This is a genomic window from Rhizobium sp. RCC_161_2 (assembly GCF_041355235.1).
In the GTDB taxonomy this organism is placed as follows: Bacteria; Pseudomonadota; Alphaproteobacteria; order Rhizobiales; family Rhizobiaceae; genus Rhizobium.
In genome coordinates this window covers 42,932-55,826 of the sequence record NZ_JBFUPL010000011.1, presented here as the reverse complement: position 1 = coordinate 55,826, position 12,895 = coordinate 42,932, and the positions used below count along the sequence as shown (strand labels likewise).

The window sequence follows — 12,895 nt, the reverse complement described above, 5'->3', positions numbered from 1 at the left end:
CCCTTAGCGCAGGCCATCCTTGCCTTCGACTTCGGAGGCTTTCAGTCCACCGACGCGAGCAAGCGGCCGGCCGCTATCCGTGACAGCGACGGCCACCATGATTTCCGCCGGACGCGGTGCGTCGGCGAGGCTCACCTCCATCCCGTCGAAATGCGACCGCACATAGGCGGCATCCTTGTGCCCGAGCGGAATATCGAGGGGTCGGCCGGGGCCGCCGCGCTTCTTTGAGGACGGCACGAGTGCGGCGCCTTTTTCCACGGCCTCGCGCAACGGTTTGCCGAGCGAGGGATGCAGAAGGGCGGCCGCATGTTCCAGCTCGCCATCCTCGCCGACCAGCGCCGCCTTGCCATAGCTTTCGGCCTGTGCCGGCGAAATCCCGAGCGCTTCGACGCATTTGCGGCCAAGCAGCCCGCCGAGTTCCGCGCCGATCTCGATCAGCGGCGTCAGATCCTCGACATAGCGGCCGGCGAAAGGGTTGGCGATGACGGCCACAGCGGCAGCCTTGCGCGTCGGCGGCGAGATGGTTTCACCCATCTCGCTCAGTGTCTCCTCGATGAAGACGGTGATCTTGCGGATATCGGCGGTCAACGCAGGCCGTCCTCGCCCTTGATGTCCTCGGCCTTGAGGCCGCCGCTACGCGCATGGACGCGCGGACCGGTGGTCATCACTAGCACGACGGCCATCTCGTTGGCGCGCGGACCGTCCGGCACGCCGACTTCAATCGAGTCGAAATGACTGCGCACATAGGAGGCGTTGATATGGGTGACCGGGACGTCCAGCCGCGTGCCGGGTCCACCGACCTTCTTCGACGAGGGGACAATCGCCTTGGCGCCGCCCAGCACCTCGCGCATAGCGTAGCCGCCCGGCGCATGCCAGAGCGCACCATGCTCCAGTTCGCCGGCCTGACCGATGATGATACCCTTGCCGTAGCCCTCGACAATGGTGGGATCGCCGCCAAGTGCCGCGACCAGCCGGTTTGCCATATCGAGGCCGAGCGGTTCCAGATCCTTCATGAAACCGGTGATTTCCTCATGATAGCTGCCGGCGAAGGGGTTCTCGATGACGGCGACGATCGCTCCCCGCTTCAGCGGCTTTGCGACGGGCTTGCCGCCTTCGTGATAAATCTCCTCGATGACGGTGAGGAACTTGCGGATCTTGACGTCAGGCATTGGAAAACCGCTCCATGGATTGATCGATTGAAAGAGGTGAGGCTGTAAATGGCTGGGCTGCGACCGGCATGGCGAGCAGACCCTGGTTCCTCAGAAACAGACCGGCGCGATCGATAAGGCCGAGCGCAATGAAGCGCTCCGCTCTGGCAAGACCACGGGAAAGCGCCCTATCGATTTCCGCATCGGTCAGAGGTCCGCAGCCGGTGACGACAAGGCGCTCGCCGAGATCGCTGTCGTCGACGACGTCGATGGCGCGGGCTCGGCTAATGGCGGCATGGCCAGGGAGATCGACGGCATTGGCAACGAGTGTGACCGCAGCGTCGGAGGCGGCCGCATTCGCGGCCAATACCGTCACGGAATCGGCAATCCCCATCGACAGGCTGCGCCCACCGCGTCCGCTGGTGGCGATGCCGCGCTTGGGGCTGGAAGAATGGAGCGCGAAATCGCCGAGCGCTGCGCCATCCTCGCGCGCCATACGGACACGAAACTCCGCATCGCCGTCTAGATGGACGGCGATGTCGCCGCCATTGTTGACATAGGCGCGGTGAGGGCGGTCGTCCTTGTCGAATGCCTCCAGCATCGTCGCCAGGATTTCGTCGGCGACGGCACCAGCGACGGCCGCCATTGGCGTGATGAAATGATCAGCGGCAAAGGGCCGGACCGCGACGATCATGCGCCGGGCGACCGAGCCCGTGGGCATCGCGCTGCCAATTTCGGCGGGAGCGCGCAGCTGAGGCAGCTCGCTCACAAGCTCGTCAAGGACAGTCTGGAAGCGGGCGATGGCAGCCGCAAAAGCACGAGCACGCCGTTCGGCTTGACCCGCGCGCGCAGCGCCGCCGTCATCGACGCCAATGACGAGATCGATCGGCCCGTGCTGCAGATGCAGCCGGCCATGCGGATCGCCACCATCGAGGTATCGGGCAACAGGCCGCGACATGCTATCACTCCCTTTGCCGTCAGGCGCCCCACCGGAAGTTTCGGCTTTCCGTCGGCCAGGGGCCTTGGCCGATCGGCGTCACCTTGCGTTCGGCCACTTCAAGCGCCTGCTCGATCGGCATGACAGCCTCCATATGGCCGCCGAGCGCGCGGTAGTCGTCGAGCCGCATGGTGAATTCGATTGGCGCGACGAGCGCGGGTGTCGGCACATAGCCGAAGGCGTTGCTCGGCATCTGCGTTACATCGGCCATGACAGTGATACCGCCACCCGGCCAGACATAGGCCGGGACGCCGCCGCAGGAAACATGGGTCAGTGCTTCCTTGACGGAACGCGTCAGGCGAACAGGGTTTGTGGTGACGCCGGCGCGCAGGCTGCCGCCGGCGCCACCGATAAACAGGACCGAGGTGAGCGCCGGCTCACAGTTTTCGGCGATGATCTCGACCGATTCCTGCAGGGCTGCCGGAAGGATGGTCTGCAGCTCCGGCCGCAGATTGTCGTCGAGAATATAGTAGCCATATTGTTCGCCGGTGGTCGACACCATCAGGATGCGCATGCCCGGCCAGGCGGTCTTGGGGTCGAAATCGCCGAGGATCGTCAGGGGATCGGAAATGTTGGTGCCGCCCCAGCCGATGCCGGGCTCGGCGACCTGGAAATAACGGCCGGGCGTCGAGCGCCGGCCCTTGATGCGGATGCCGGTGGCGGGCACATCGAGCAGGCGCCCGGCCTGGTGTTCGGAGAGCACGCCGGTGATATGGTCGTCGACAACGACGACCTCATCGACATGGCCCATCCACTGCTTGGCGAACATGCCGATGGTGGCAGAGCCACAGCCGACGCGCATGCGGCTTTCCTCGACATCGTTGATCACTGGTGCAGCGCCTGCCTTGATGGTCAGGCTGACCCCGCCGTCGACCTGCATGTCGACGGCTTCGCCATTACAGAGTTTCAACAGCGCGTCGCAGGTAACACGGCCTTCTTTTTTCGAGCCGCCGGTCAGGTGATGGACGCCACCGAGCGACAGCATCTGCGAGCCGTATTCGCCTGTTGTGACATGGCCGATGGCTTCGCCATCGACCCGTACGGTTGCCGTTTCCGGGCCGAGAAAACGGTCGGTGTCGATCTTCACCTTGGCGCCGCAATAGCTGAAGATGCCCTCGGTGACGACGGTCACCATGTCGATGCCGTTTTCCTGCTGCGAGACGATGAAGGGGGCTGGCTTGTAATCGGGATAGGTCGTTCCGGCACCGACGGCCGTGACGAAGCTTCTGGTGGCGTGGACGATGTCGCCATCCCATTCGCTCTCGCCCGGCTGGGCCAGAAACGGCACGACATTGCCGCCTTCGGAAATGGTGTTTTCGATAATTGTTAGCGGATCGACGCGGATCAACTCGCCGCCGACATTGGCGTAGCGATCGCAGGCCCCGGAGCGGCCATCGGAAATGTAGCACATGACGGGACAGGCATCGCAGCGTATCTTGCCGTTTGCGACGCTTTCCACGCGTTGCTTGACCATGGCACTCTCCATTTTAACGCGGCCTCTTGTCCTATGATGCTGCCATCAGCCCATGGACAGATATTTGACCGTCACTGTTCCCATTTTTCATTTGTATGCGAATGAGTATCAGCCCGTCTCTCGGTCCTGTCAAGCGAGGGAGGGGAGCTCTGATGAAAATGCTGTCGCCGGGACAGATGCATGTCGTCGCTGCCTTCGACCGGTCCGGTTATCGGAAGGCGATGGCGTTGACAAATATCGTCTTCAAAGTAGAGGCTTGCGGCCTCGAGCGTTTACATCAACACACAATGGCGCTCTAATCTCTTGAATCCAGAACAGCTTATTGATGTTGCAACCATATGCGCAGATCCGGGGCGGGACAAATGCAGAAATCGGGTGAAGACAAACAATCCGCCGCGCCCGAATACCATGTCGATCGGCAGGTCGGGTTCTTTCTTCGGCAGGCCAACCAGCGGCATGTGGCGATCTTCGCCAGTGCCATAGGCGACAAGCTGACGACAACGCAATGGTCGGCACTTTCGAAGCTCAAGGAAATCCAGCCCTGCTCGCAGAACCAGCTCGGGCGCGAAACGGCGATGGATGTCGCGACCATCAAAGGAGTGGTGGATCGCCTAGTGAAGCGCGGCTTCGTCGCAACCGCGCCGGACCGGAATGACGGGCGCCGGGTTGTGCTGTCGCTGACCGAAGACGGTCTCGCTGTCATTGCCGCGAATGTTGGGGCGGCGCTTGTGGCAACCGAGGGGACATTGGCGCCGCTTACCTCCGGCGAGCGGATGATCTTCCTCGAATTGCTGCAAAAAATCTGCTGACCAGCCGGTCCAAAGCCCTCGCTCTCATCCCTCTGCCTTCGGCAATGACGAAACATCATGTCGTCGGTTGAAGGAATGGATTGCAGAGTTAAATTCATTCGTGTACAAATGAATATGAGCGACCAAGGCGAGGGAAGACGGATGAGCTTGTCAACGGAAGAAGCAGTCATCAACGGCGGTCAGCAGGCAGGTTCTGCGCCGGCCTTTCCGATCCCCGCCAATGTCTTTGTCCAGACGGTGACCGAGGTCCGGCATTTCACCGACCGGCTGTTCAAGTTCCGCATCACGCGGCCGGCGGAATTCCGCTTCCGGTCCGGCGAGTTCATCATGATCGGCCTGCCGAATGCCGAAAAGCCGGTCTTCCGCGCCTACTCGATTGCCAGCCCCTTCTGGGACGAAGAGATCGAATTCTATTCCATCAAGGTTCCAGGCGGCCCGCTGACGGAGCATCTGCAGAAAATCGTACCCGGCGACACCGTGTTGATGCGCAAGAAGCCGACCGGTACGCTGGTGCTCGACGCGCTGATCCCGGGCAAGCGGCTCTACCTCCTGTCGACCGGCACTGGCGTGGCACCTTTCGCAAGCCTGATCCGCGATCCGGAAACCTACGAGAAATTCGAGGAAATTGTCCTCATCCAGACCTGCCGCGACGTGGATGAACTCACCTACATCACGGAAATGGTCGAGACGCTGAAGGACGACCCGTTGATCGGCGAGCTCGTCGGCGACCGCCTTCGTCTGCATACGACAACGACGCGCGAGCCCTTTGCGCGCATGGGCCGGATCACCGACCTTCTGGCTAGCGGCAAGTTCTTCGAAGAGACCGGCCTGCCGCGCATCAACCCAGACGAAGACCGCGGTATGATCTGCGGTTCGGCGGCGATGCTTAAGGATACCAAGGCTGTTCTGGAATCCTTCGGTCTCATCGAAGGCGCCAACAATGCCCCGGCGACCTTCGTCATCGAGCGCGCTTTCGTCGGCTAAGCCGTCAATCCATCGGCTGGACGGCGCGAGCGCGTTCGATCGCAGCGCCAAGTTCCTGCCATGCAGGCTTGTCGGGGGCGAAGCGTGCGCGCAGATAGGCGGCGAGGTCCGTGAGCTGGCGATCGCTTAAGGCTTCGCCATAAGCCGGCATCGACATGATCTCAGACGTATCGTTACCTGCCTTCTCAGCAAGCAGCGCCGGAGCCTGCGCCCCGTGCATCACCGTCAGCAGCACATTGTCGGGACGGTCGGCGTGCAGGTTGCTGTTGAAGGCGAGCGATCCGAGCGGCGAAGCCTCGGTGTGACAGGCTGAGCAGGCACCTTCGAACAGCCGCGCGCCTACCGGCGCTATTCGTGCTGCCGTGGCCTCTGCCGCCTTCGAGTTGGCAAGCACGGTCGCCTGCTGTGCCGCAATGTCCTCGTCAGTCTGTCCCGAGAAGCTTGCCAGATACATCGCCATGGCCTGGATATCGCTGTCCGGAAGCGGAGCGAGCGCCTTGACGACCGCGCCCATCGGGCCACCGGCGCCGCCGTGGCCTTTGGCGGTACCGGTGCGCAGATAGTCGTAGAGAGCGGTTTGGCTCCAGCCGACAGGGGCGAGGCCCGCGCCATTCAGCGCCGGTGCATCCCAGCCCTCGGCGAGGCCACCCGCAAGATGGAAGCCGCTCTTCTTTTCCGCACCGAGCGCATTGCGCGGGGTGTGGCAGGCGCCGCAATGGCCGAGCGTCTCAACGAGATAGGCGCCGCGGTTCCAGCTTGCACTTTTCGTTGTGTCCGTCGGTACCGTCCGCCCGCCCGCAAAAAGCATGTTCCAGCCGGCCAGCAATGGCCGGATGTTGAAGGGAAAGCGCAAGGCGTTGTCTTCGGCCTTTGTCGCGGAAGGTGTCTGAGTCATCAGGAAGGCATAGAGCGCCTGAAGATCGGCATCGGTGGCGCCGGCGAAAGATGGATAGGGATGCACGGGGTAGAGATGTTTTCCATCACGCCGCACGCCCTGCCGCATTGCCCGTTCGAAGGCCGGATAGGACCAGGCGCCGATGCCGTTTTCGGCGTCGGGGGTGATATTGGTGGCATGGACCACGCCGAACGGCGTGTCGAAGGCGCGGCCACCGGCAAAGGGGGTCCCGTCCTGTCCGGTGTGACAGACATTGCAGGCGCCGGCTGCTGCAGCCAGGCGTCCACGCTCGATCGTGGCGGCGCTATAGGTGCCGGGGTCCGGCCGTGTAATCTCGGGATAAGCGCCGCGCCAGGGCGAGGCCGCAAGAATGCCGCCGGCCAATACGCCCGCGACAATGCCGCCCGCGCCTGCGAACGTCGACCCTCGTCGCCACCATGGTTTCTTGATCGGCGTCGGAGGAGCGAGTGCCGGTAGCGTTTCACCGAGGGCGGCGAGCACACGCTCCGGTGTCAGCGGCAACTCGCGGAACCGGATGCCGGTCGCGTCGAAGACGGCATTGACGATGGCGGCAGCCGACGGCACCGAGGCAGATTCGCCGGCGCCGCGCGGCTCTTCGTCCTGGCGCAAAAGCATCAGCACGTCGATCTCAGGCACTTCCGGGAAGGTGATGATCGGGTAACCACCCCATTCGGCGCTCTCAACGGCAGTGCTGGAGAAATCCACTTTCTCCTTCAGCACGCGGCTGGTCGACTGGATGACGTTGCCGTGGATCTGGTGGCGCACGCCATCCGGATTGATCATCATGCCGGAATCCTGGCCGACGGTCACGCGCGTGACGGCGATCTCGCCGGTCTTGCGGTTGACGGCGACGTCAGCGACCCAGGCCGACCAGGCGGCCGGCGTTCCCGGGAACTTGCCGTGGACATAGAGCGCATAAGCAAAGCCCCGACCATACAGCAGGTCGCCTTCGCCGCCCATCGTTCCCGGTTCGGTGCGCGGCGTCCAGCCGGCGCGTTCGGTGACAGCATGGACCAGATCGACTGCTCTTGGATCCTTCAGATAGCGCAGCCGGTATTCGACCGGATCGACCTTGGCCGCAAACGCGAGTTCATCGATGTAGCTTTCATGCGCAAAACTGTTCGGCATGGCCGAGACGCCGCGAAACCACGAGGCCCGTGCGATCGGCGGCATGTCCTGCACGGCAATGCGCATATTGCTGAAGGCATAGGGCGGGATCGCTGTCCGGTCGCCCATGTCCGATGTTGCCGTGACGTTCGAGGCTTTGCCGGTCAGGATCAGGGCGAGCGTCGGCGACAGGTTCGACGGATAGCGCGTCTCGAAATCATAGGCCGCTGGCCCGCCTTCGAGATCGAGCCCGCCACGCACGTCGATCACCTGCGCAGCACCCTTCGGTTCCCAGCCGTGCTCCTGTTCCCGGGTGAGCTGCACGCGCACCGGCCGCCCGACCGCGCGCGACAAAAGCGCCGCGTCGGCGGTCACATCGTCGGCGCAATTGCGACCATAGCAGCCGGCAGCCTCCAGCCGCTCGACGAGGACTGCCTCTTCCGGCATGTCGAGAAGAAGCGCCAGATCGCGGCGCATCGGATAGGGGTTCTGCGTTCCCGACCAGACGACCAGCCGCTCCGGGTGCCAATCGGCGACGGCGCAGGATGGGCCGATGGAGCCATGCATCTGATAAGGCCAGACGTAGCTGCGGTCGAAACGCGGCCACGCGCCTTCGAGCGCGCGCTCGACATCGCCTTGATCGGCAAGAATGCGTTTCTTGGCCGGATTGTCGCGCAGCGCCTGTTCCGGATTGTTGAGGTCGGGCAGGAGTGGTGGATCGCGCCATATGACTTCGAGCCGGCGTGCAGCCTCCGCCGCGTTTTCCTCGCGCGTGGCGACGACGCCGACGAAATCGCCGATCGCCACGACCCCGACCAGACCGGGAATATCGGCGATTGAGGCTTCGTTGACGGAGATCAGGCTGTGGCCGACATGCGGGCCATGGTCGAAGCCGACATAGGGTGGGCGGACGACGCGGCCATGCAGCATGTCCGGCACGCGAACATCATGGACATAGGTCCATTGCCCCGTCGCCTTGGCGGCGATGTCGTTGCGCGGCTGTGGCTTGCCGACGATCCTGTAATTTTCTACCGGCTTGATCGGCGCGGTAACGTCGATGACGATCCGCTCATGCCGCCCGGCGATCAGCTCACCAAAGGTGACCGACCAGTTGGCCGATGCATCCGGGTGAATGACGCCTTCTTCGATCGAGAGCGTCTGCGGCGTGACGCCATGGCGAAGAGCCGCCTGCTGGAGAAGCCAGCGTCGCGCCGTTGCCGCAGCCTGGCGCAACGGGATCGCCGTCACCTGGATGGTTTCGCTGGCGATCGTCGCACCCTGATCGGGCGCCACCGTCGTGCTGCCGAGCACCATTCGGACCCGCTCGAAAGGCAGGTCGAGCTCTTCGGCGACGATCTGGGCCAAAGCCGTCCGGATGCCGGTGCCGAGATCGACATGGCCGTTGAAGGCGCTGGCGGTCCCATCGGGATGAAGGGCGAGGAAGATGTCGGGCTGGAGCGCATCTCCCGGCTTGACCACCAGCAGGATTTCATCCGCTTCGAGATAGCGCGTGCGAGGCGTCTCCTGCGGCGCGGTCATGGCGCATCCTCCGCAATGGCTGAGGAGGGAAGGGCGGCCATCAGTTCGCTGGCGCGGCGAGCGGCGGCGAGGATCTCGATATGCGTGCCGCAGCGACAGAGATGGCGGCTGAGGGTTGTGCGAATGGCGGTTTCGTCCGGCTGCGCGTTGCGAAGAAGCAACGCTGTCGTTGCGATGATCATGCCGTTCAGACAATAGCCGCATTGCGCGGCCTGTTTCTCAATAAAGGCTTGCTGCACCGGATGGAGCTTATCCTCTGTGCCGAGCCCCTCGAGGGTGACGATGGCGCGCCCTTCGGCAGCCGCGACCGATATGGTGCAGGCGCGCACGGCGCGTTTGCCGATCAGCACCGCGCAAGCGCCGCATTCGCCGAGGCCGCATCCGAATTTCGGCCCGTTGAGACCGAGATCGTTGCGCAGGATGTAGAGGAGTGGCGTTTCGGGGGATAGGTCGAGCGTGTGGCGGCGCCCATTGACATCAAGGGCGATCGGACGAGTCTTCACCATGCCTCCCTTCCCGTCGCAAGCGCGATGGACTGGTTCGTCATCTCCCGAGATGGCGGAAAGCCATGCGAAACCGAGCAGTCGCTGCCGCGCTTTGTCAAGATAATCATCGCTCTGTTCCCAAGGGTCTTAGTCGCCCTTCGTTTGTATACGAATGATTGCCGCGGGGCGGCTATCTGTCAATGGGCAGAGCCTGAAAACTATTTATGGTGATGTCGCGTTATCTTGCATGCGGGACGCCATCCGGAAGACTCCAGTTCTGAGCGCCTTGGTATCGTTTCGTGTTTGTCTGCGCGAATGACCGATTACTTACTGATCCAGCTTTTGGAAAACTTCGGAGAGCAGATTGGAAAGATCGGCCGCTTCCTTATGGCCCAGTATGTTCATCACGTCTTGCTGGGCCTTTGTGCTGAGGCCCTGTAGTGTCAGGAAAATGTCCTTGCCCTTGTTCGAGCGGAAAATAAGGACCTTGCGCCGGTCCTTGGCATCGGGAGCGCGATAGACGTCGGAAGACGCGACCATTTTGTCGATGATCTTGGTCAGGGTCGGCGAATCGACGAAGACTCTGGCTGCCAGTTCTCCCATCGACATGCCGTCATGTTCGTCGAGCGCTTCCAGGATCCTGTATTGTTCTATGGATAGGCCAACCGGTCTCAGATGTGCCTCCATGGCCTGCTCGAGCTTGCGGTTGACGCCGCAGATGAGGCGCGTCAGTTGCACTTGGTTGGTCCTCGCGTGCATATATTCATTTTCAATATTTTCCTTTCCATATAAATTTTCCAACCCAAATGATCAAGCCGGCGATTGAGCTAATATGCTTAACGACTGAGCATCCGGCCCTGTCATTTTTTGTGCACAATCGCCGCCGGCGCCTCTCAAGGACCTGAATCTGATGGCTTGCGGCGGTCTATGGCCGTCCGACGGGTGCAAACAGACGGCCAAGAAGGGTTGGCACATTTCCTGCTTTCATAAATCCCTGGCGAAGCGACGAAGATGAAAGGCAACGGTCTTGTTCACGATTCGGCTTGGTCTGCTCACTGCACAAAGTGGTTCGGCGGGATTATGGGCGCCGTCTGCCGAGGCCTGCGGCCGTCTGGCGGTTGACGAGATCAACCGTGCAAGCGGGATCTTGCGCCGGCCTGTCGAGCTTTCGGTTATCGATGCCGGGTCGACGAGCGAAACCGCCGGCCGCGCGGCGGCGCACGCGATCCACTTCGATGGCGTTCATGGTATCATCGGCATGCTGCCGAGCTACGCGCGCGAGGCTGTTGCCGCCGCGACCAATGACACGGTGCCATTCGTCTATACCCCGCAATTCGAAGGCTTTGCGCCGGAGCGTCAGGTGATGACCACCGGAGAGACGGCCGACGAGCTTCTGGCGCCGGCGATCAATTGGCTTTCAGAAAATAGCGGCGCGCGGCGCTATTTTCTCTGTGGCAATGATTATGTCTGGCCGCGCTCGAGCCTCTCCATCGCGCGGAAGCTTATCCAGCGTACCGGCGGCATCGTCACGGGAGAGAGCTTCGTTCCCGTCGGCGTGCTCGACTATGATGAAATCCTAGATCGCATCAAGACGACGCGCGCGGATGTGGTTCTGCCCTATTTTCTCGGCTCCGACGCCATTGAATTCAACCGGGCCTTTTGCGCGGCGGGCCTGAGCTCGAGTGTCTTGCGCTTCACCTCGGCGATCGACGAGACCATCGTCTATGGCCTTACGCCGCACGAGACGGAAAATCTCTATGTCAGCTCGGCCTATTTCTCATCGATCCGGTCTCGCAACAACGGCGCCTTCCTGGAGCGCTATCATATGGCCTATGGCGAAAATCCGCCGCCGGCCAATGCCTTCGGGCAATCCTGCTATGAGGGCGTCTACTCCCTGGCCGCCCTTGTCGAAGAAGCCGGCGGCTTCGATACCAAACAGCTCGGACGCCTCTATGGCCGCATCCTGCAGCAACGCACCGCTCGTGGCAGCGAGCCCAAGGCGGTGGTTGGTGGGCGCCATCCCGTGCATGTCGCGCGCCTGGACGGCTATGATTTTAAGATTCTCGCCAGCGCATAAAATAACTTGATTTTTCAAATATTGCAGATTTAAGTATCCCCGCCATAAGCAACAAGGGGAACTCTTCAATGCACCTGTCTCGCCGCCGCTTCCTGCATCGCTCCGCGCTCGCCTCCGCCACGCTCCTCACCGCCCCCATGATCCTTCGTCACTCGGCCCTCGGCGCGGACAACCCCATCCTGATCGGCAGCCTGCACGACCAGTCCGGCCCGATCGCAGCATCCGGCGTACCGATGGTGCATGCGCTTCAACTGGCGGTCGATGAGATCAATGCGGCAGGCGGCCTCATTGGCCGGCCGGTCAAGATCGTGCACTACGACACGCAGTCGAACATCCAGATGTATTCGCAATATGCCCAGCAGCTGGCGCTGAAGGACAAGGTTGCCGTTGTTCACGGCGGCATCACCTCGGCGTCGCGCGAGGCCGTCCGTCCGACCTTCGACCGCTTCAAGGTGCTCTATTTCTACAACGTGCTTTATGAGGGTGGCGTCTGCGACCGCAATACGTTCTGCACGGGCACGACGCCGGCGCAGACCGTCGAGAAGCTGGTACCCGCGGCCATGAAGAAGGCCGGCAAGAAGGCTTACATCATCGCCGCCGACTATAATTATGGCCAGATCACCGCCAAGTGGATGACCAAATATGTCAAGGACAATGGTGGCGAGGTCGCTTCGATCGACTTCTTCCCGCTGGATGTCACCAATTTCGGGCCGACCATTTCCAAGATCCAGGCGGCCAAGCCCGATCTCATCCTGTCGGCTCTCGTGGGCGGCAACCACACCGCCTTTTATCGGCAGTGGACTTCTGCCGGAATGAAGGGCCAGATCCCGATCGCCTCCACCACCTTCGGCCTCGTCAACGAGCCGACGACGCTGGATGCGGCGGAAAGCGAGAACATCCTGGGCGCCTACGGCTATTTCGAGGAACTCGATACGCCCGCGAGCAAAAGCTTCGTCGAGAAGATCAAGAAGGCTCATCCGGATACGCCCTATATCAGCGAGCTTGCTGCGGCCACCTATGAAGGGGCGCAGCTCTGGGCAGAAGGCGTGCGCAAGGCCGGCAGCATCGACCGCGCCAAGGTCGTCGACGCGCTGGAATCGGGCCTCTCCTTTGCCGGTCCGACTGGCACCGCCACCCTCGATCACGCGACCCATCACACCACGCGCAATGCCTTCCTCGCAGAGGTCAAGGATCGCAAGTGGAGCGTTCTCGAGAGCTTTCCGGACGTCAAGCCGCTGGACACCGCCAGCGTCTGCGATCTGGTGAAGAACCCGGCCGACAACAAGCAATACGTCATCAGCTTCTAAAGCCCGCCGGCGGATTGCGCGGCAAAGCCTGGGCAATCCGCAGTCTTTGCGA

At 62.2% G+C, this 12,895-nt stretch carries 12 protein-coding genes; 5 read left to right on the top strand and 7 right to left on the bottom strand.

Features of this window, described 5'->3' with window-relative positions:
* Window positions 1–3 precede the first annotated feature (3 nt).
* Genes AB6803_RS25185 through AB6803_RS25170 form a run of 4 tightly spaced genes read right to left on the bottom strand, consistent with a single transcriptional unit; the run spans window position 4 to window position 3,619 of the window.
* Entirely contained in the window at window positions 4–588 is a 585-nt protein-coding gene (locus tag AB6803_RS25185; RefSeq protein ID WP_371111448.1) for an amino acid synthesis family protein, read from the bottom strand.
* Entirely contained in the window at window positions 585–1,169 is a 585-nt protein-coding gene (locus tag AB6803_RS25180) for an amino acid synthesis family protein (RefSeq protein ID WP_371111447.1), read from the bottom strand. The genes AB6803_RS25185 and AB6803_RS25180 overlap by 4 nt, the downstream gene beginning before the upstream one ends.
* Window positions 1,162–2,106: a UPF0280 family protein gene (locus tag AB6803_RS25175; RefSeq protein WP_371111446.1), complete on the bottom strand. Its 945-nt coding sequence runs from the start codon at window positions 2,104–2,106 to the stop codon at window positions 1,162–1,164. Before AB6803_RS25175 ends, AB6803_RS25180 begins: the two co-directional genes overlap by 8 nt.
* 19 nt (window positions 2,107–2,125) lie before the next feature.
* Complete coding sequence (locus AB6803_RS25170; protein WP_371111445.1) at window positions 2,126–3,619, bottom strand: 6-hydroxynicotinate reductase; 1,494 nt, start codon at window positions 3,617–3,619, stop codon at window positions 2,126–2,128.
* Window positions 3,620–3,771: 152 nt separating this feature from the next.
* On the opposite strand from AB6803_RS25170, the gene AB6803_RS25165 reads away from it, so the two are divergent.
* The 3 genes from AB6803_RS25165 to AB6803_RS25155 all read left to right on the top strand — a co-directional run bounded on the left by AB6803_RS25165 (window position 3,772) and on the right by AB6803_RS25155 (window position 5,412).
* A complete protein-coding gene (locus AB6803_RS25165) occupies window positions 3,772–3,918 on the top strand; it encodes a hypothetical protein (RefSeq protein WP_371111444.1) in 147 nt (48 codons plus the stop codon).
* 63 nt (window positions 3,919–3,981) lie between these two features.
* Window positions 3,982–4,428: a MarR family winged helix-turn-helix transcriptional regulator gene (locus AB6803_RS25160; protein ID WP_371111443.1), complete on the top strand. Its 447-nt coding sequence runs from the start codon at window positions 3,982–3,984 to the stop codon at window positions 4,426–4,428.
* Between the two features lie 141 nt (window positions 4,429–4,569).
* Complete coding sequence (locus AB6803_RS25155) at window positions 4,570–5,412, top strand: ferredoxin--NADP reductase (protein WP_371111442.1); 843 nt, start codon at window positions 4,570–4,572, stop codon at window positions 5,410–5,412.
* A 4-nt stretch (window positions 5,413–5,416) separates the two neighbouring features.
* On the opposite strand, the gene AB6803_RS25150 is transcribed toward AB6803_RS25155, so the two are convergent.
* The 3 genes from AB6803_RS25150 to AB6803_RS25140 form a co-directional block, all read right to left on the bottom strand.
* Entirely contained in the window at window positions 5,417–8,974 is a 3,558-nt protein-coding gene (locus tag AB6803_RS25150) for a molybdopterin cofactor-binding domain-containing protein (RefSeq protein ID WP_371111441.1), read from the bottom strand.
* Window positions 8,971–9,480, bottom strand: a complete 510-nt coding sequence (locus tag AB6803_RS25145; RefSeq protein ID WP_371111440.1) for a (2Fe-2S)-binding protein — start codon at window positions 9,478–9,480, stop codon at window positions 8,971–8,973. Before AB6803_RS25145 ends, AB6803_RS25150 begins: the two co-directional genes overlap by 4 nt.
* Before the next feature lie 306 nt (window positions 9,481–9,786).
* A complete protein-coding gene (locus AB6803_RS25140; RefSeq protein ID WP_371111439.1) occupies window positions 9,787–10,197 on the bottom strand; it encodes a MarR family winged helix-turn-helix transcriptional regulator in 411 nt (136 codons plus the stop codon).
* 289 nt (window positions 10,198–10,486) lie between these two features.
* Between AB6803_RS25140 and AB6803_RS25135 the strand changes: the two genes are divergently transcribed.
* Together AB6803_RS25135 and AB6803_RS25130 are read left to right on the top strand one after the other, a co-directional pair.
* Window positions 10,487–11,536 carry a substrate-binding domain-containing protein gene (locus AB6803_RS25135; RefSeq protein WP_371111438.1) on the top strand — a complete coding sequence of 350 codons (1,050 nt, stop codon included), beginning with the start codon at window positions 10,487–10,489 and terminating at the stop codon, window positions 11,534–11,536.
* Between the two features lie 68 nt (window positions 11,537–11,604).
* Entirely contained in the window at window positions 11,605–12,843 is a 1,239-nt protein-coding gene (locus tag AB6803_RS25130; RefSeq protein WP_007698255.1) for an ABC transporter substrate-binding protein, read from the top strand.
* Window positions 12,844–12,895 lie beyond the last annotated feature (52 nt).